This is a genomic window from Streptomyces sp. SD15 (genome assembly GCF_054462255.1).
This window is the reverse complement of sequence record NZ_JBTLMO010000043.1, coordinates 44,498-62,993: the sequence shown is the minus strand read 5'-3', so window position 1 is coordinate 62,993 and position 18,496 is coordinate 44,498. Positions and strand designations below refer to the sequence as shown.

At 72.0% G+C, this 18,496-nt stretch carries 14 protein-coding genes; 1 reads left to right on the top strand and 13 read right to left on the bottom strand.

Translation table 11 applies throughout. The features are described from left to right. Positions 1-99: 99 nt before the first annotated feature. The 6 genes from cobC to cobM are packed head-to-tail and all read right to left on the bottom strand — an operon-like array spanning position 100 to position 6,489. Positions 100-1,179, bottom strand: a complete 1,080-nt coding sequence (gene cobC / locus ACX28W_RS32885) for an Rv2231c family pyridoxal phosphate-dependent protein CobC (RefSeq protein WP_459003648.1) — start codon at positions 1,177-1,179, stop codon at positions 100-102. Next, on the bottom strand, positions 1,169-2,092 hold the full coding sequence (locus ACX28W_RS32880) for a sirohydrochlorin chelatase (protein ID WP_459003647.1): 924 nt from the start codon (positions 2,090-2,092) through the stop codon (positions 1,169-1,171). Before ACX28W_RS32880 ends, cobC begins: the two co-directional genes overlap by 11 nt. Beyond that, positions 2,089-2,706: a precorrin-8X methylmutase gene (locus tag ACX28W_RS32875; RefSeq protein ID WP_459003645.1), complete on the bottom strand. Its 618-nt coding sequence runs from the start codon at positions 2,704-2,706 to the stop codon at positions 2,089-2,091. The genes ACX28W_RS32880 and ACX28W_RS32875 overlap by 4 nt, the downstream gene beginning before the upstream one ends. After that, the gene (cobJ, locus tag ACX28W_RS32870; RefSeq protein ID WP_459003643.1) at positions 2,703-4,394 is read right to left on the bottom strand and encodes a precorrin-3B C(17)-methyltransferase; all 1,692 of its coding nucleotides are present in this window, start codon (positions 4,392-4,394) and stop codon (positions 2,703-2,705) included. Before cobJ ends, ACX28W_RS32875 begins: the two co-directional genes overlap by 4 nt. Continuing rightward, the gene (gene cbiE, locus ACX28W_RS32865; protein WP_459003642.1) at positions 4,391-5,668 is read right to left on the bottom strand and encodes a precorrin-6y C5,15-methyltransferase (decarboxylating) subunit CbiE; all 1,278 of its coding nucleotides are present in this window, start codon (positions 5,666-5,668) and stop codon (positions 4,391-4,393) included. The genes cobJ and cbiE overlap by 4 nt, the downstream gene beginning before the upstream one ends. Further along, positions 5,665-6,489 carry a precorrin-4 C(11)-methyltransferase gene (cobM, locus tag ACX28W_RS32860; protein WP_362085143.1) on the bottom strand — a complete coding sequence of 275 codons (825 nt, stop codon included), beginning with the start codon at positions 6,487-6,489 and terminating at the stop codon, positions 5,665-5,667. The genes cbiE and cobM overlap by 4 nt, the downstream gene beginning before the upstream one ends. A gap of 118 nt (positions 6,490-6,607) precedes the next feature. On the opposite strand from cobM, the gene ACX28W_RS32855 reads away from it, so the two are divergent. Next, on the top strand, positions 6,608-7,336 hold the full coding sequence (locus ACX28W_RS32855) for a ZIP family metal transporter (protein WP_459003640.1): 729 nt from the start codon (positions 6,608-6,610) through the stop codon (positions 7,334-7,336). An 11-nt stretch (positions 7,337-7,347) separates the two neighbouring features. On the opposite strand, the gene cobI is transcribed toward ACX28W_RS32855, so the two are convergent. The 7 genes from cobI to ACX28W_RS32820 all read right to left on the bottom strand — a co-directional run bounded on the left by cobI (position 7,348) and on the right by ACX28W_RS32820 (position 18,407). Continuing rightward, a complete protein-coding gene (gene cobI / locus ACX28W_RS32850; protein ID WP_459003639.1) occupies positions 7,348-8,079 on the bottom strand; it encodes a precorrin-2 C(20)-methyltransferase in 732 nt (243 codons plus the stop codon). Continuing rightward, the gene (locus tag ACX28W_RS32845; protein ID WP_459003637.1) at positions 8,076-9,545 is read right to left on the bottom strand and encodes a cobyrinate a,c-diamide synthase; all 1,470 of its coding nucleotides are present in this window, start codon (positions 9,543-9,545) and stop codon (positions 8,076-8,078) included. The genes cobI and ACX28W_RS32845 overlap by 4 nt, the downstream gene beginning before the upstream one ends. Then, positions 9,539-10,138 (bottom strand): cob(I)yrinic acid a,c-diamide adenosyltransferase, encoded by a 600-nt coding sequence (gene cobO / locus ACX28W_RS32840; RefSeq protein WP_362085131.1) that lies wholly within the window; start codon positions 10,136-10,138, stop codon positions 9,539-9,541. The genes ACX28W_RS32845 and cobO overlap by 7 nt, the downstream gene beginning before the upstream one ends. Next, positions 10,138-12,144, bottom strand: a complete 2,007-nt coding sequence (locus ACX28W_RS32835; RefSeq protein WP_459003636.1) for a putative cobaltochelatase — start codon at positions 12,142-12,144, stop codon at positions 10,138-10,140. The genes cobO and ACX28W_RS32835 overlap by 1 nt, the downstream gene beginning before the upstream one ends. A 169-nt stretch (positions 12,145-12,313) precedes the next feature. Then, on the bottom strand, positions 12,314-15,964 hold the full coding sequence (gene cobN, locus ACX28W_RS32830) for a cobaltochelatase subunit CobN (RefSeq protein ID WP_459003635.1): 3,651 nt from the start codon (positions 15,962-15,964) through the stop codon (positions 12,314-12,316). Further along, a complete protein-coding gene (locus ACX28W_RS32825; protein ID WP_459003634.1) occupies positions 15,961-17,469 on the bottom strand; it encodes a cobyric acid synthase in 1,509 nt (502 codons plus the stop codon). The genes cobN and ACX28W_RS32825 overlap by 4 nt, the downstream gene beginning before the upstream one ends. Then, positions 17,466-18,407, bottom strand: coding sequence for a cobalamin biosynthesis protein (locus tag ACX28W_RS32820; protein WP_459003632.1), 942 nt, complete (start codon positions 18,405-18,407; stop codon positions 17,466-17,468). Before ACX28W_RS32820 ends, ACX28W_RS32825 begins: the two co-directional genes overlap by 4 nt. Positions 18,408-18,496 lie beyond the last annotated feature (89 nt).

Genomic DNA, 18,496 nt, shown 5'->3' with positions numbered 1-18,496 from the left:
GTGCCGTGAGATTCGCATAGTCGGCGGGTCTGGGGGCGGAGCCGCCAGGAACGGAGGGGACGGGTAGGGGCGGGCGAGGACCCTCACCTCACCCCGACCTCACCGCCCGGCCAAAGCCATCGCCCGATCCAACGCCTGCAGAAAACCGTTGACGGTGGCCCGGTCCCGCACGGCGATCCGCAGCCACTCCTCCCCCAGCCCGGGAAACGTGTCCCCACGCCGCACCGCGAACCCGAGCCGCCGCAGGTGACGCCGCACCTCCGCCGCTCGAGGCAGCCGCACCAGCACGAACGGACCGTCCGCCGGCTCCACCACCCGCAACCCGTCGGGCCCGAACTCCCGCAACCCCGCGACCAGATGGTCCCGGTCCGAGGCGACGCGGCGCGCCACATGGGCGGCCTCCTCGAGCGCCCGAGGCGAGACGCACGCCTCGGCCGCGGCGAGGGCGGGCGTGGAGACGGGCCAGAGGGGCTGGGCCCGCGACAGCTCCGCGATCGTCTCGGGGGCGGCCAGGACGTACCCGATCCGCAGCCCGGCCAGCCCCCACGTCTTGGTCAGACTCCGCAACACCACAAGGCCGGGCACATCCGTCCGCCCGGCCAGCGCCTCCCGCTCACCCGGCACCGCGTCCATGAACGCCTCGTCGACCACCAACGTCCGTCCGGGCCGGGCGAGTTCGGCGACAGCGGCAGCCGAATGCAGCACCGACGTCGGATTGGTCGGATTCCCGATCACGACCAGGTCCGCGTCCTCCGGAACAGCCGCGGGGTCCAGCCGGAAGCCGTCCTCCGCACGCAGCAGCACCCGGTCGACGGAGTGACCGGCATCCCGCAGCGCCGCCTCCGGCTCGGTGAACTGGGGGTGCACGACGACAGGCTGACGGATCTTCAGGCCACGCGCGAGCAGCACGAAAGCCTCGGCCGCGCCGGCTGTGAGGAGCACCCGCTCGACGGGCAGCCCGTGCCGCTCCGCCACCGCGGCCCGCGCGGCCCGCCCGTCGGGGTAGGCGGCGAGCCCGCCCAGCGACGCGGCGATCCGCTCGCGCAACCACGCCGGAGGCGTGTCCGCGCGGACGTTCACGGCGAGATCGGTGAGTGCGGAACCGTCGTCCCGCACCTCGACGTCGCCGTGGTGCCGCAGGTCGTGCGCGTCGCCCCCGTACCGGCCCTCAGTGCGCATGGGAGTGGGAGTGTGCATGATTGCCGTGGTGATGGTGGCCGTCGTCGTCCGGATGGAAGTGCGGCTGCTGCGGGAGCCCCACCTTGTCCTCGAAGCCGGGCAGCGCGATGCGGTACACGCACGAGTCGCAGTTCATCCGCAGATCGCCCTGCACGGCCTCGCGGTAGCGCTCCATGACCAGGTCGAGCAGCTCCGGTTCGGGGCCGATGACATCGGCGGAGCGCACCTCGACGTCGGGGTGCGCGGCCGCCCAGCCCTCGGTCTGCTGCCGCACCCGGTCCGGGAGGATTCCCGTGAAGAGGAAGTAGGGGAGTACGACGATCCTGCGCGCGCCCAGCTTCACACAGCGGTCCAGCCCGGACGGCACGTCCGGCGCCGCCAGCGACACGAAGGCCGTCTCCACCCCGGCGTACCCGCGCCCCTCCCACAGCAGCCGCGCCGCCTTGAGCACCTCGGCGTTGGCGTCCGGGTCGGTGGAGCCGCGTCCGACGAGCAGCACGGTCACGTCGGCCCGGTCCGCGGGCGTACGGACCGCGGAGCCCAGCGCGTCGTCGAGCCGTCGCTCCAGGACGGCCAGCAGCGACGGGTGCGGGCCCAGCGGACGCCCGTACGTGTAGGAGATCCCGGGGTGCCGCTCCTTCTCGCGGGCCAGCGCCGCCGGGATGTCCCCCTTGGCGTGACCGGCGGACACCAGCATCAGCGGGACGGCGGCGAACCGACGTACCCCCTGCTCCACCAGCTCGCCCACCGCCTCGGTGAGCGGCGGCGGCGACAGCTCGATGAACCCGCCGGCGACGGGCAGCTCGGGGTGTCGGCGCCCCAGCTCCCGGACGAAGTCGCGGAAGGCCTCGGCGCCGGCCTCGTCCCGGGTGCCGTGTCCGGCGATGAGCAGGGCGGGGGGCGGGGTGGTCACGATGTCTCCTTGGACGTGGATACGGGGTGGTACAGCAGGGCGTTGAGCGCGGCGGCGGCGACCGCCGAACCGCCCTTCTCGGACACGTTGCTGACAGCGGGCAGCCCGCTCTCGCGCAGCGCGGCCTTGGACTCGGCGGCGCCGACGAAGCCGACGGGCAGACCGATGACGAGTGCCGGATCGGCGTGCAGGGTGAGAAGTTCCTCCAGGGCCGTCGGCGCACAGCCGATCACCCACAGCGCGCCGGGCCCGACCTCCTCGTACGCGAGCCGCATCGCATGCGCCGAACGGGTCAGTCCAGGGCCCGACTCGGCGTCCTTCAGGCGGCAGACGGTGTCCCGGCGGGTGATGCCCGCCGCGACCATCTCCACGTCCACGACGACCGGCGCCCCGGCGTGCAGCGCCGCGTGCGCCCGCTCCAGCGTGCCCTCGTCCATGACGAGATCGTCCGCGTAGTCGAGGTCGGCCGCGGAGTGGATGACCCGCTCCACGACCGCGCGCGTCAGCGGCGCGAAGTGCGAGGTGTCCAGACGGGCGCGCAGCCGCCGGAAGGACTCCTGCTCGATGGGATGCACGACCCGGGCCTGCGGGAACACCTGGCTCACTCGGCTCATTCGGGCTCCTCCTGCCAGCGGTAGCCGCGCGGCGTCACCATACGCCCGGCGATCTCACGGGTCGCCGTGTTGCCCACGGTCACGACCGTCATCATGTCCACCGTCGCCGGGTCCAGACCCGCGAGGGTGGTGAGGCGGCTGGATTCGTCCGGGCGGGAAGCGTTGCGTACGACCCCCACCGGCGTCGTCGGCTCCCGGTGCCCGGCGAGAATCGCGAGCGCCTTCGGGAGCTGCCAGTCGCGGCCCCGGCTGCGCGGGTTGTAGAACGTCACGACGATGTCCGCCTCGGCCGCCGCCCGTACCCGCCGCTCGATGACCTCCCAGGGGGTATGGAGATCGGAGAGGCTGATCGACACGTGGTCGTGGCCGAGCGGCGCGCCCAGGATCGCGCCCGCCGCGAGCGCGGCGGTCACGCCGGGCACCCCGACCACGTCGATGTCGTCGGACGCCTCGGCCAGCGCGGGCGACGCCATCGCGTACACGCCCGCGTCCCCGCTGCCGATCAGCGCGACGGCCTGCCCGCGCCGGGCCTCGGCCACCGCGGTACGCGCCCGCTCCTCCTCGGCGCCGAGCCCCGACTCCAGGACCCGGGTGCCCGGCCGCAGCAGATCGCGGATCTGGTCGACGTACTGGTCGAGCCCGACGAGCACCGACGCCCGTCGCAGCTCCTCCTTCGCGCGCGGAGTGAGCAGGTCGCGGGCGCCGGGCCCGAGACCGACCACCGCGAGCCGACCGCGCGCCCCCCGCCGTACGACCGCGACGGTCGCCATCGCGGGCGTATCGTCCGCACGCTCCGACTTCCGCTTGGGGACCAGGAGTTCACCCCCGCGTACGAGCGCGGCGGCCTCGGCCACGGACGGCGTACCGACGGCGGTGAGCGGCGCGGCCGAGGGGTTCGGGACGTCGACCTTCGCCAACTCCTGTGCGCTGTACGTCACCACGGGCACCCCGAGCCGCTCGGCGGCCCCGACGATGCCCGGCTCGTCGGCCTTGGCGTCGACGGTGGCGAGCTCGGCGACGGACTTCGCCGACAGCCCGGCGTCCCGCAGGGCGTCCTCCACCAGCCCGAGGACCTCGTCGACGGGCGCGCCCTTGGAGGCCCCGACGCCGACGACGAGGGACGGTGGCCGCAGGACCACGTTCTGGTCGGCGGGCGGGACGAGACGGTCGGTGACCCGGATCGCGTACGCGCCTCCCCGCGTGACCGGCAGCGGCGGCAGCGGCCACGCCAACTCGGCGTGCAGGGCGACGGGTTCACCGTCCAGCAGGGCCCGGGTGACCCCGGCGACATCCCCCTCCACGGGGAAGCCGAGGGTGTCGAGGCCGGGCATCCCCACCGCGTCGGTCGCCGTCGTCACCACGGGCTCCGCACCGAGCAACTCGCCCACCTCGCGGGCGAGTTCGTTCGCGCCGCCGCCATGGCCCCCGACGAGGGACACGGCGAACCGCCCCGCCTCGTCGACGCACACGATTCCCGGGTCGGACGTCTTGTCGCCCAGCAGCGGCGCGACCAGCCGGACGACCGCGCCCGTGGCGAGAAAGCACACCAACTGGTCGCACTCCGCGAAGGCCCGCCGCACGGCGTCCCCGACGGACCCCTCGTACACCCGCGTACGGGCGGGCCAGGCCGCGGCCAGCCGGTCACGGGCCGCCGCGCCCGCCGCCGTGGCGGAAATCAGGCCGATCACTGGGGGACTCCTTCGATACGGGCCGGAGGCCGGACGCCCCACAGCAGAAAAACGGGATTGGTGGCCGCGAGCCGGGTGACCCCACCCGGCAGCGGCGCGAGGCGGGACGACTGCAGCAGGACGCCGTCGCAGTCGAACCCGGCGCCGGTGAGCGCGTCCCGCGCCGCCGGAACCCGGTCGAGCGCGGCCATGGCGACGACGACGGCCCGCCGGGCCCGCCCCGCGCAGACCGTGACGATGGCGGGCAGCTCGCGCCCCCCACCGCCGATGAACACGGCGTCCGGATCGTCCTCCAGATCGGACAGCACCGTGGGCGCGGCGCCCTGCACCACCCGCACATCGACGCCGTGTGCCTCGGCGTTGGCGCGGATCCGTTCGCAGCCGTCCCGGGTCTTCTCGACCGCGGTGACGGCCGCGCCGAACCGCGCGCACTCGACGGCGACGGACCCGGAGCCCGCGCCGACGTCCCAGACCAGCTCGCCCAGGCGCGGCCCGATCCTGGCCAGCGCGAGCGCCCGCACCTCGAACTTGCTGATCATCGAGTCGCGGTGCGCGAACTCGCTCTCGTCCAGGGCCCATCGGGCGGGCCCGGGCGGTGGCCCGGCGACCGTCCGCACCGGAGCGAGGGTGCGCGTGCGCGTCGGAGCCAGGCACAGGACGACGCTCACCGCCGTGCCCCAGTCGCGGGCCGCGGCCTCGGCGGGCGTGACCCGCTGCACCCGCTCGTGCTCGGGGTCGCCCAGCGCGCTCGCCACGAGGAGGACGCGATCGGTGCAGGCGTGGGCGAGGGCGGCGCCCAGCTCGGCGGGCCCGGAGCCGGGTCCCGTCAGGACGGCCACCTTCGGGTGGGACCGGCAGACCTGCACGGCCGTACGCAGCTCCCGCCCGTGGGCGCTCACCACCACCGCGTCGTCCCAGGGCAGCCCGAGCCGCGCGAAGGCGGTCGCGACGGAGGAGACACCGGGGCGCACATCCAGCCGCTCCGCCCCGAACCGCTCCGCCAACGCCCGCACGATCCCGAAGAACCCGGGGTCCCCGGAGGCAAGCACGACGACCCGGCTCTCCTTCTCCCCCTTCTCCCCCTTTTCTACGTGTCGCTCGACGATGTCCAACGCGGGTGCCAGCGGCCCGAGAACGATCCGCTCCACCCCCTCCGGCAACCGCGCCGCCGCCAGATGCCGCCGGGCCCCCACCACGAGCCCGGCGTCGGCGAGAGCGGCCTCGGCGTCCGTGGGGAGCGGCGCCCCCGTCCCCGTACCGAAGACGGTGATCACGAAGGACTGCCCTTACGCGCCGCGCGCAGCTCCGCGCGCGCCTGCGGGTCGGCCTTGCGGAAGCCGTGGAAGTGACCGGGGTGGTAGAGGTGCGAGCGGGTGCCGCTCGCGTCGAGCGCCGGGCCGACCAGGAAGAGGGTGTGTTTCCAGAGCTTGTGCTCCTTGACGGTCTCCTCCAGCGTCTCGATCGTGCACTTCACGATCAGCTCCTCCGGCCAGGTCGCCTGATACGCGACGACGACCGGCGTGGACGTCGGATAGCCGCCCTCCAGCAGCTCCCGTACGAGCTGGCCGCTGCGGGCGGCCGACAGGAACAGCGCCATGGTCGTGCCGTGCCGCGCGAACTCCCGCACTTCCTCCCCGGGCGGCATCGGCGTCTTGCCCCCGCCGAGCCGGGTGAGGATGACGGACTGCGCGACCTCGGGAATCGTCAGCTCGCGCTGCGCGAGCGCGGCCACGGCGGAGAAGGACGAGACGCCCGGGATGATCTCCGTCGCCACCCCGATGTCGGTACACCGGTCGAGCTGCTCCTGCGTACCTCCCCAGAGGGCGGGGTCGCCGGAGTGGATCCGGGCCACCTTCAGACCGTGTCGAAAAGCCCGCTCGTACACGGCCACGACGTCCTCGAGGGACATCGTCGCCGAATCCAGGATCTCCGCACCCTCGCGCGCGTGCTCGAGGACCTCGGCCTGCACCAGGCTGGCCGCCCAGATCACGACGTCGGCCTCGGCGATGGCGCGCGCGGCCCGGAACGTCAGCAGGTCGGCGGCGCCGGGCCCGGCCCCGACGAAGGTCACCTTGCCGGTGGGGGCATCGGCCATGGAAATTCGGTCCTCTCCTACAAGTGCGATGACTGCCAAGTGCGATTACTACGAGAAGTCAGTGGGCGCGCGGCCGTCGGACGTGCGCGAGCGGGCCTTGATCGGATAGCAAGGGCTTATGGCGGTCCTCGTCGCGCTCGGCGCGTTCCTGATGACGCTGGCCGGCGGCTGGACGGCACTGCGCGTGACCGACCGCCGTCATCTGGTGCTGGGCCTGGCCGGCGGGCTGATGCTCGGCGTGGTCGGCCTGGACCTGCTGCCGGAGGCGCTGGACGCGGCGGGCGACGAGGTCTTCGGCGTACCGGCCGCGCTGCTGCTGTTCGTCGCCGGGTTCCTGCTGGCCCACCTGGTGGAACGCCTGCTGGCCCACCGGCAGGCCGCGCACGGTGGCGAGGAGAACGGTGGACGCGCGCCCGAGGTGGGCCTCACGGCAGCGGCCGCCATGGTCGGTCACAGCGCCATGGACGGGGTGGCGATCGGCGCCGCATTCCAGGTCGGCGGCGGCATGGGCCTGGCCGTCGCCCTCGCGGTGATCGCCCACGACTTCGCGGACGGCTTCAACACGTACACGATCACCAGCCTGTACGGGAATGCGCGCCGCAAGGCGATCATGATGCTGTTCGCGGACGCGGCGGCCCCGGTGGTGGGCGCGGCCTCCACGCTCTTCTTCCACATCCCGGAGCGACTGCTCGGCTGCTACCTCGGCCTCTTCGGCGGCGCACTCCTTTACCTCGCTGCCGCCGAGATCCTTCCCGAGGCGCACCACGAGCACCCCGCCCGCTCGACCCTGCTGTGCACGATCGCGGGGACGGCCTTCATCTGGCTGGTGGTGGGCATCGCCGGGTGATCTTCCGGCGTTCACAGTTTCCCGCCGCGCCCGCCGTCGCGCCGGGCGGGCGCGATAAGCGTGGAGAGGTACGGCAGCGGCCCGCCGTCGAGGTCGGCCGCGGGCCGGATGGACTCGCCCTCGAGCCCGAGCGCCGAGCCCCACACGGCACCGTCGATCCGCCCGGTCTCCCGCAGCGCCTCCACCACCTCCTGCGCCTGCCGCCCGAACTTGTACGCGACGACGGTGCCGGGCCCGTTCAGCGCGTCCTTGAGCACGGCGGCCCCGGCGGTGACGGGCACGAGAGTGAGAGGCTCGGTCCCTTCCGTGAGCACGGCTCCCGACCGCGCCGCCAGATCCTGCATGGCGGTGATGCCGGGCACGGTCTCGATCTCCGTGCCCGGTACCAGCTCCCCGATGGTCAGCGCGAGATAGGTGAAGGTCGAGTACACGTGGGGATCGCCGATGGTGGCGAAGGCGACGGTGGTGTGCGCGCGCAGCAGCGCGGCGACCCGCGCGCCGGCCGCATCCCAGGCGGCCTCACGGCGCCCCCGGTCGGTCCGCTCGTTGAGCGCGAACACGACCCGTACGACCTTGTCCTCGGGCACGTAGTGCAGGACGGTGGCCTCGGCGCGTCCCCGCTCACCGCTGTCCATGACCGGGACGACGACGACCTCGGCGGCGCGCAGCGCGTTGACGCCCTTGACGGTCACCAGCTCCGGGTCACCGGGCCCGACCCCGACTCCGATCAGCTTGCTGCTCATGACGTCAGGCACCTCTCCACGAACCGACGGGCGACACCGGGCTCGGACGCCCAGTGCGTGTGCAGATAACTCGCGTGCACACCTTGTTGTACGAAACCTTCGACGCGCCGCTCAGGGGCGAGCACCCCCCAGGCGGGCGCCGCCCCGGCACCGGGTTCGACGACGGTCCGGTGAAACTCGTGACCGCGCATCCGGGTCCCGGCGGGGGCGAGCACGCTGTCGCTGACGGCCACCGCGTCCCGGTAGCCCAGGGTGAGCCGCTCGCTCATCCGGGCCGTCGCGTCGAGCACCCCGCACAGGGGCTGCCCGTCGAGCTCCCGGGAGAGATACAGCAGCCCGGCACACTCGGCGGCGACGGGCGCCCCACCGAGCGCGAGTTCGGCCACGGCCTTACGGAGCGGCTCGTTGGCCGACAGCTCCGGCGCGTACACCTCGGGGAACCCGCCCCCGATGACCAACCCGCCTGTTCCTTCGGGCAGTTGCTCGTCTCGCAGCGGATCGAAGGTGACGACTTCGGCACCGGCGGCGGCGAGCAATTCGGCATGCTCGGCGTAGGAGAAAGTGAAGGCGGCCCCACCGGCAACGGCGACTACGGGTGCCTTGTGCAGCCCGCGCCGGGCACCATCCAGCCCGTCCGGCGTTTGAGGACGAGCCCTTCGGGCGACCGGGGGGTTGGGGGCGGAGCCCCCAAGCTTGGGAACGGGAAGGGGCGGCGGGGGCGAGGAACCCACCACCTCAGCCGCATCCCAAGCCGCGCCGGACAACGCGGGCGCACTCCGCGCCAGCGCGAACAGCGCATCAAGGTCACACCCGCGCCGTACCTGCTCGGCCAGCGCGGTCACGGCCTCCAGCGCCTCCCCACGCCGCTCGGCAACAGGCACCAGCCCCAGATGCCGCGAGGGCGTACTCACCTGCGAGGCGCGCCGCAGCACGCCGAGCACCGGCACCCCCGACTCGTCGAGAGCCTCCCGCAGCATGGCTTCATGCCGATCGGACCCGACCTTGTTCAGGATCACCCCCGCAACCCGCACCTCGGGATCCCAGGAGGCAAACCCATGCACGAGCGCGGCCACGGACCGAGACTGCGACGAGGCATCCACAACAAGCACCACCGGCGCCCGAAGCAGCTTCGCGACATGAGCCGTCGAGGCCAGCTCTCCCTGCCCGGCGGCCCCGTCGTACAGCCCCATCACACCCTCGACAACAGCGAGATCGCACCCCCGCGCCCCCTGCGCGAACAACGGCGCGATCAACTCCGCCCCGCACAGATACGCGTCGAGATTCCGCCCCACCCGCCCGGTGGCGAGCGCGTGATACCCGGGATCGATGTAGTCGGGCCCCACCTTGTGCGGGGACACGGCAAGCCCCCGCGAGGCGAAGGCCGCCATCAACCCCGTGGCAACGGTGGTCTTGCCGCTCCCCGAAGCGGGCGCGGCAATGACCAGCCGAGGGACGGGTGTCACCACTCGATGCCCCTCTGACCCTTCTGACCGGCGTCCATCGGGTGCTTGACCTTGGACATGTCCGTCACAAGATCAGCGAACTCGACGAGCTTCTCCGGGGCGTTCCGCCCAGTGATCACGACATGCTGAGTCCCCGGCCGATCCCGCAGCACGGCCACCACCTCGTCGACATCCACCCACCCCCAGTGCATGGGGTAGGCGAACTCGTCGAGGACATACAGCTTGTACGTCTCGGCGGCGAGGTCCCGCTTGACCTGCTCCCAGCCCTCGCGGGCCTTCTCCTCGTTGTCCATCTGGGAGTCGCGCTGCACCCACGACCAGCCCTCGCCCATCTTGTGCCAGTCGACGGACCCGCCCTCACCGGACGCACCCAGCACACGCAGCGCGTTCTCTTCCCCGACCTTCCACTTCGCCGACTTGACGAACTGGAACACCCCGATGGGCCACCCCTGGTTCCAGGCGCGCAGCGCCAGCCCGAACGCGGCCGTCGACTTGCCCTTGCCGATCCCCGTGTGCACCACGACGAGAGGCCGGTTACGCCGCTGACGTGTTGTCAGCCCGTCGTCCGGCACGACACTCGGCTGCCCCTGCGGCATTACGCGGCCCTCCTGTTGCCCTGAACGTCCTTGACCAGCCCGGCAATTGAGTCGGCCCGCAGTTCATCGAGCGTCACAGCGGTACCCCCCAGGTCACCGGCGAGCTGCGACGCAAGCCCCAGCCGAACAACTCCCGACTCGCAGTCGACGACCACGGAAGCAACCCCCTCGGCCGCGAACAGCCGAGCCGCCCGCGCACCCAGCGCGACCGGCTCCGGCCCCCCGGTCGCCCGCCCGTCCGTCACGACCACGACGAGCGCCCGCCGCGCCGGATCCCGCAGCCGCTCCACCCGCAGTACGTCATGCGCCTTGAGCAGCCCGGCGCCGAGCGGAGTCCGCCCACCGGTGGGCAGCGACTCCAGCCGAGCCGCAGCCGCGTCGACGGACGAGGTAGGAGGCAACGCGACCTCGGCACCCGCCCCCCGAAAGGTCACGAGCCCCACCTTGTCCCGCCGCTGATAGGCATCGAGCAACAGCGAAAGGACAGCCCCCTTCACGGCACTCATCCGCTGCCGGGCGGCCATCGACCCGGAAGCATCGACGACGAACAACACGAGATTGGATTCGTGGCCTTCGCGCACCGCTTGCCTGAGATCGTCACGGCGCAGATGAAGCCCAGATCCAGTGCGCCCCCGCGCCCGCTGGTGCGGTGCGGCAGCCTGCACGGTCGCAGCCAAGTGCAGCTTGGTGAGCGCACCTTGAGGCCGCCGTGCACCGGTCGTCCGCCCATGCTCGGTCCGCGCCCGCGAACGCCGTCCGGCGGCACCCTGGCCGATACCGGGCACGCTCAGCGCCTTCGTACGGAAGGGTTCGGCGGCCCGTACGGGAGACTGCTCGCCGCCGCCCTGCGTGGCCGGCGCCTGTCCGTCCTCCGAGGGCTCGCCCTGCGCCGGGACGTCACCGGCGGGGGAGTCGCCTTCCGGCCCGTCCTGCGGAGGCTGCCCGCCGCCACCGGGCCCGTCCGGATCCGGATCGTCGTCCTCGCTGCCGCCCTGTCCGCCGAACTCCTCCAGCGTCTCGTCGAGCTTGTTCTCGTCAAGTCCGGGCGCGTCAAAGGGATTCCGCCGCCGCCGATGAGGCAGGGCGAGCAACGCGGCCTGCCGCACATCCTCCGCGAGTACGTCGGTCCGCCCGGCCCAGGCGGCCAGCGCGACCGCCGTCCGCGCCATCACGATGTCGGCGCGCATCCCGTCGACCTCGAAGGCAGCACAAGTCGCCGCGATCTGCCGCAGCGCACCGTCGCCAAGCCGCACCGACGGCAACAACTCCCGTGCGGCGACGATACGTTGCCGTGCAGTAGCCTCCTCGTCCGCCCAACGCGCCGCGAATCCGGCCGGATCGTCGTCGTACGCGAGCCGCCGCCGTACGACCTCCACCCGCTGCTCGGGCTCCCGCGAGGCCGAGACCTCGACGGTCAGCCCGAAACGGTCCAGCAATTGGGGTCGCAATTCGCCTTCCTCGGGATTCATGGTCCCGACGAGCAGGAACTTCGAGGCATGCCGTACGGAGACACCCTCGCGCTCCACGTACGACGCCCCCATCGCGGCCGCGTCCAGGAGCAGGTCGACGAGGTGGTCGTGCAACAAGTTCACTTCGTCGACGTACAGGATCCCGCGATGCGCGTCGGCCAGCAGCCCCGGCTCGAAGGACTTCACGCCCTCCGCGAGCGCCCGCTCGATGTCGAGGGCACCGACGAGGCGGTCCTCGGAGGCGCCGACGGGCAACTCGACCATGCGGGCGGCCCGGGACTCGTAGGTGCCCGCCTCGTGCGGCCCGTCGGGGCAGGCCGGATCGGGCCCGCCAGGATCGCACGAGAACCGGCACCCGGCGACGACGTCGACCCCGGGCAGCAGCGCCGAAAGCGCGCGTACGGCCGTGGACTTGGCGGTGCCTTTCTCGCCGCGTACCAGCACACCGCCCACGCGCGGCGATACCGCGTTGAGCAGCAGCGCGAGCCGCAGATCGTCCTGACCGACAAGGGCGGTGAACGGGTAGGGCGTGCTCACGCGTTGATCACTCCTTCGGGTGAGGTGTCGCAGAGCGGTTCACACTCTGATCGCAGCCACGCCATGGTCGAGGCCTGCTCCCCGCCGACGCGGGGGTGTTCCGAGCACGAGATTGCCCTCACGGCCATCCCGTGTGTGCTCCCCGCCGACGCGGGGGTTTCGCGGGAGATCACGCATCTCCCTCCAGATCGCCCTCAAGTTCGAGGTAGGTCGTCCGGAGCCGGTCCAGGGTCTCCTGGTCCGGCTCCGCCCACAGTCCGCGGTCGGCGGCCTCCAGTAGCCGTTCGGTGATCCCCCTCAACGCCCACGGGTTGGACTTCCGCATGAATTCCTGGTTCTCGGCATCGAAGACGTACTCCGCGCTGAGCTTCTCGTACATCCAGTCGTCCACGACCCCGGCCGTGGCGTCGTACCCGAACAGGTAATCCACGGTCGCGGCCATCTCGAAAGCGCCCTTATACCCATGCCGCCGCATGGCCGCCATCCAGCGCGGGTTCACCACCCGGGCCCGGAAAACCCTGTGGGTCTCCTCGCCCAGCGTCCTGGTCTTCACCTGGTCGGGCGTGGCGGAGTCACCGACGTACGCCTCCGGACTCGCCCCCGTCAGATGCCGCACCATCGCGACCATGCCGCCGTGGTACTGGAAATAGTCGTCGGCGTCGACAAGATCATGCTCCCGCGTGTCGACATTTTTCGCCGCCACCGCGATCCGCCGGAACGCCGTCTCCATGTCCCCCCGGGCAGCCCGCCCATCGAGCCCCCGCCCGTAGGCGTAACCACCCCACACCGCGTACACCTCGGCCAGGTCCGCGTCGCTCCTCCAGTTCCGCGCATCGATCAGCGGCAGCAACCCGGCGCCATAAGCCCCCGGCTTGGAGCCGAAGATACGAGCGGTCGCCCGCCGTCGGTCACCATGCTCGGCGGCATCCGCGTCCACGTGCGCCCGCACGAAGTTGGACTCGGCGGGCTCGTCCAGTTCTGCGACCGCCCGTACCGCGTCGTCGATCAGCCCGACCACGTGCGGGAACGCGTCCCGGAAGAACCCGGAGATACGCACCGTGACGTCGATACGAGGCCGCCCCAGCTCCGCCACCGGCACCATCTCGAACCCGGTCACCCGCCTCGACGCGTCGTCCCACACGGGACGGCAGCCGAGGAGCGCGAGGATCTCGGCGATGTCGTCGCCCTGCGTCCGCATGGCCGACGTACCCCAGACCGTCAGGCCTACGGACTTCGGGTACTCGCCGGTGTCGGTCAGATACCGCTGCACCAGCGAGTTGGCGAGCGCCTGGCCGACCTCCCAACTCAGCCTGGACGGGATCGCCTTGGGGTCGACGGAGTAGAAGTTGCGGCCGGTCGGCAGGACGTTGACGAGTCCGCGCGTCGGCGATCCGGACGGGCCCGCAGGGACGTAACCGCCGTCGAGCGCCTTCAGGATGTGACCGATCTCGTCGGTCGTCTTCGCGAGCCGGGGCACGACCTCGTCGCACGCGAACTCCACCACCGCGATGGCGTCCGGGAGTTCGACGCCGAGGACCTCCCGTACGAGAGCGGTGCTCTCGGACGTCACCCAGCCGCGCTCCTCCATGCCCTCCGCGATCCGGCGGCACAGCTGCTCAAGGAGGTCGATGGCGTCGGCGCCGGTCCGCGCGGGCCCGTCGACGAGTTCCGTCAGCTCGACCGGCAGCTTCACCGGAGCCCCCGGCTCGGCCAGCAACTCCTTCTCGATCAGGCCGAAGTGCTCGGCGAGGCAGGCCCGCAGACCGGGCAGCGCGTTCGCCGTGCCACCCCACACCTGGGAGGCCCGCAGCACGGCCAGCACGAGGTTCACGCGCGGTTCGGCCTCCGGGCCGCCGCCGAGAATGTGCAGGCCGTCCCGGATCTGCACATCCTTGATCTCGCACAGATAGCCGTCGATGTGCATGACGAACTCGTCGAACGCGTCGTCGTCCGGCTGGTCGTCCACATGCAGGTCGTGATGGAGCTCCGCAGCTCGCACGAGCGTCCAGATCTGGGCGCGCACGGCCGGCGCCTTCGTCGGGTCCAGGTCGGACACGAGGGCGTACTCGTCGAGCAGCTGCTCCAGCTTCGCCAGATCGCCGTACGTGTCCGCGCGGGCCATCGGCGGTACGAGGTGGTCGACGACGGTGGCGTGCCCGCGCCGCTTTGCCTGGGTGCCCTCGCCGGGATCGTTGACGATGAAGGGGTAGATCAGCGGGAGTTCGCCGAGGACGGCGTCCGGCGCGCACCCGCCACTGAGCCCCAGGCCCTTGCCCGGCAGCCATTCCATCGTGCCGTGCTTGCCCATGTGCACGACGGCATCGGCGCCGAAAGAATTCTCCAGCCACCGGTACGCCGCCATGTAGTGGTGCGACGGCGGCATGTCCGGGTCGTGGTAGATCGCGATCGGGTTCTCGCCGAAGCCGCGCGGCGGCTGGATCATCACGACGACGTTCCCGAACTGGAGGGAGGCCAGCACGATGTCGTCCCCGTCGACGTAGAGGGAGCCCGGCGGCTCGCCCCACGCCTCGAGCATGCCGTTGCGCAGCTCGGGGTCGAGCTTGTCGAACCAGGCCCGGTAGTCGGCGAGCGGAACGCGTGCGGGAGCGGCCGCCAACTGCTCCTCGGTGAGCCATTCGACGTCGTGGCCACCGGCGTTGATGAGCCGGTGGATCAGCTCGTCGCCGTTGTTGGGGTGGCCCTCGACCACGTACCCCGCGTCCTTGAGGGCGTCCAGCACCCGCACCGCCGAGGCGGGCGTGTCGAGCCCCACCGCGTTGCCGACCCGGGAGTGCTTGGTCGGGTAGGCGGTGAAGACGAGCGCGAGCTTTTTGTCCGCGTTCGGCTTGTGCTTCAACCGGGCGTGGCGTACGGCGATTCCGGCGACGCGCGCGGCCCGCTCGGGGTCGGCGACGTACACCGGAACGTCGTCCGGGCCCTGCTCCTTGAAGGAGAACGGCACGGTGATGAGCCGCCCGTCGAACTCCGGGATCGCGACCTGCATCGCCGCGTCCATGGGGGAGAGGGCGGCGTCCGACGCTTCCCACGCGGCCTGCGAGGAGGTGAGGCAAAGTCCTTGCAGAACAGGGACGTTGAGGTCGCCGAGCGCCCCGATGTCCCAGGCCTCCTCGTCACCGCCTGCGGATGCCTGCGAGGCGTGTGTGCCGCCCGCCGCGAGCACGGTCGCGACCAGCGTGTCGGCCTTTTTGAGGATCTCGTACAGTCCCGCGTCGGCGCCGCGCAGCGAACCGCAGTACACGGCAAGGGCGTTGGCCTCTCGTGCCTCGATCGCGTCGCACAGCGTGTCGACGAAGGCGGTGTTGCCGGACAGCTCGTGCGCCCGGTAGAAGAGCACGCCGATCGTCGGGCGGCCCTCGACGAACGCATGCTCGCCGTGGACGCCGTACTCGGCCATCTTCCGCGGCGCTTCGAAGCCCTCGCCGGTGAGCAGGACGGTGTCGGAGAGGAAGCGGGCCAGCTCGGTCAGGTTGTCCGGGCCGCCCTCGACGAGATAGCGCAGTGCCTCGGCCACGACACCGGCCGGCACGGACGACTCGGCCATCAGCTCGGCGTCCGGTACGGACTCCCCGCCGAGCAGCACGGTCGGAATGCCCGACGCCTTCAGGAAGGCGAGCCCGTCCTCCCAGGCGCGCTTGCCGCCCAGCAGCCGTACGACGGCGATGTCCGCGCCCTCGACAAGTCCGGGCAGCTCGCCCGCGACATCCACGCGGGTCGGATTGCCGATCCGGTACGCGGCGCCGGAGGCACGGGCCGCCAGCAGATCCGTGTCGGCGGTCGACAACAACAACACTGTGCTCATGCGGGCGCTCCCGGTGGAATGAAAGGCAGTCCTGAAGGCGCGCCGGACTCGATGAGCCGCCACAGCGCGTCCGTGTCCGCGTGTTCCTCGATCAGATCGCCGAGCCGGTCCAGCTGCTCCTCGCGCAGCGCCGCGAACGACGTGTCGGCGGCCGGCACGAACCGGCGGCCCGCAGCGGCCGCCACCTCGCGCAGGAAGGCCCGCCTGAACCCGTCCGACTCCAGCGAACCGTGCCAGTGCGTGCCCCAGACGGCGCCGACCCGGCAGCCGTCCAAGAAGGTTTCCCCGCCGGTGACGTCGGCGACGCCGTGATGGATCTCGTACCCCTCGACATGCTCGCCGAGCGCCTCCCCGACGGGCCGGGTGAGGATCTTCTCGCGCGCGAACCGCACGCGTACGGGGAGCAGTCCGAGCCCGTCGACATGACCGGCGCGCGACTCGACCTCGTCCTCGATGTGCTCGCCGAGGATCTGGAAGCCACCGCAGATTCCGAGGACGGGACGGCCCTGTGCGGCTCTCCGCTCGATGGCGTCCGCGAGTCCGCGCTCGCGCAGCCACTCCAGTGCCTTCACCGTCCCCCGGGTTCCGGGTACGACGACGAGGTCGGCGTCGGCCAGTTCCTCGGCCCGGTCCACGAACCGCACGACGACACCCGGCTCGGCGGCCAGGGCGTCCACGTCCGTGAAGTTGGACATGAGGGGGATCGCGCAGACGGCGACGCGCAGCACGTCCTCGCCGACGGGGGGAACGACCACGGACTCCCGCACCGCACCCCTCAGCGAGACCCGCAGCCCGTCCTCCTCGTCGATACCCAGGCCGTGCGCGAAGGGCAGCACGCCGTACGAGCGGCGCCCGGTGAGGCCGTGCAGCATGTCGAGCCCGGGTTCCAGCAGGGACACATCGCCGCGGAACTTGTTGACGAGGAACCCGGCGACGAGCGCCTGATCCTCCGGGCTCAGCAGCGCGACCGTGCCGAAGAACGAGGCGAACACGCCGCCGCGGTCGATGTCGCCGACGACGAGCACGGGCAGCCGGGCATTCCGGGCGATCCCCATGTTCACGATGTCGGTCCGCCGCAGATTGATCTCGGCAGGACTGCCGGCCCCCTCACAGATCACCGCGTCATACGTGCCCCGCAATGCGGCGAGGCAGTCCAGCACGGTCCCGAGGAGGGCTTCCTGCCGCCCGCCGTGATAGCCACGCGCGGTCATCTCACCCACGGGCTTGCCCATGAGGACGACCTGACTGCTCCTGTCGCTGCCGGGCTTGAGCAGTACGGGATTCATGAGCGCGGTGGGCTCGACGCGCGCGGCCTGCGCCTGCATGGCCTGCGCCCGCCCGATCTCGGCGCCCTCACGCGTCACGAACGAATTCAGCGACATGTTCTGCGCCTTGAAGGGCGCGACCTTGACACCCTGCCGCACCAGCCACCGGCAGATCCCGGCGGTCACGACGCTCTTGCCGGCGTCGGAGGTGGTGCCGGCGATAAGGAGACCGCCGCTCATGACTTGTCTCCCTTGAATAGCATCCGTCCGACAGTGCACACGCCGAGCGCGAGCAGGCTCACGCGCCGCGACAGCCGTACCGCCCGCTCGATGTCGTCGACTCGGACGGCGCGACCCGTGTCATTGAGTACGGGCCGGTGCTCGACCCTTCCTCCGTACGAGAGGGTCCCGCCGAGCCGCACCCCGAGCGCCCCGGCGAACGAGGCCTCCACGGGCCCGGCGTTGGGACTCGGATGCTTGCCGGCGTCCGCACGCCAGGCGCGCACGGCGCCCCGCGGATCCCCTCCGGCCGCAGCGGCGAGTACGGCCGTGAGCCGCGCCCCCGGCCATCCCGCGACATCGTCGAGCCGCGCGGAAGTCCACCCGTACCGCCGGTACTTGGCGGACCTGTGCCCGACCATGGCGTCGAGCGTGTTCACGGCACGAAAGGCGACCAGCCCGGGAACGCCCCCCACGGCCCCCCACACCAGAGCCCCCACGACGGCGTCGGAGGTGTTCTCGGCGACGGACTCGACGACGGCCCGCGCGACGCCGTCCGCGTCCAGAGCCTGGGGATCCCGCCCGCACAGATGCGGCAGCCGCTCCCGGGCCGCCTCGACATCACCGACCGCGAGCGCGTCGCCGATCGTCCGGGCCTCCCGCCCGAGGGAGGTCCCTCCGACGACGGCCCAGGTGGCGGCGGCGGTCAGCGCGACGGAAGCGGTACGAGATCGACGTACGGAATGGCTCGCGAGCGCCGCGATCCCGGCGGCGCCGCCCACGCACACGGCCGTGTGCAGCGCGCCCCACCCGCGGTGGTCGCGCCACAGCACCCGCTCCACGGCACCGGCGGCCCGCCCGAACGCGGCCACCGGATGCCCGCGGCGCGGATCGCCGAGCAGCAGGTCACCGATGAGTCCGGCGGCGGCGCCGTACGCGAAGACGCGATCGGCACGCATCGGTTCAGCCGGCCGTCAGGTCGGGCACAACCGTCGTTCGGGTCGTTCGCGTCCTAGACAACGCACTTGGGCAGCCGCGCATGGCGATA

Excerpts from the sequence above, each read along its gene's own strand:
- cobC (WP_459003648.1), bottom strand. The coding sequence starts at position 1,179 with ATGCGCACTGAGGGCCGGTACGGGGGCGACGCGCACGACCTGCGGCAC.
- ACX28W_RS32875 (WP_459003645.1), bottom strand. The coding sequence starts at position 2,706 with ATGAGCCGAGTGAGCCAGGTGTTCCCGCAGGCCCGGGTCGTGCATCCC.
- cobM (WP_362085143.1), bottom strand. The coding sequence starts at position 6,489 with ATGGCCGATGCCCCCACCGGCAAGGTGACCTTCGTCGGGGCCGGGCCC.
- ACX28W_RS32855 (WP_459003640.1), top strand. The coding sequence starts at position 6,608 with ATGGCGGTCCTCGTCGCGCTCGGCGCGTTCCTGATGACGCTGGCCGGC.
- cobI (WP_459003639.1), bottom strand. The coding sequence starts at position 8,079 with ATGAGCAGCAAGCTGATCGGAGTCGGGGTCGGGCCCGGTGACCCGGAG.
- cobO (WP_362085131.1), bottom strand. The coding sequence starts at position 10,138 with ATGCCGCAGGGGCAGCCGAGTGTCGTGCCGGACGACGGGCTGACAACA.
- cobN (WP_459003635.1), bottom strand. The coding sequence starts at position 15,964 with ATGAGCACAGTGTTGTTGTTGTCGACCGCCGACACGGATCTGCTGGCG.
- ACX28W_RS32825 (WP_459003634.1), bottom strand. The coding sequence starts at position 17,469 with ATGAGCGGCGGTCTCCTTATCGCCGGCACCACCTCCGACGCCGGCAAG.
- ACX28W_RS32820 (WP_459003632.1), bottom strand. The coding sequence starts at position 18,407 with ATGCGTGCCGATCGCGTCTTCGCGTACGGCGCCGCCGCCGGACTCATC.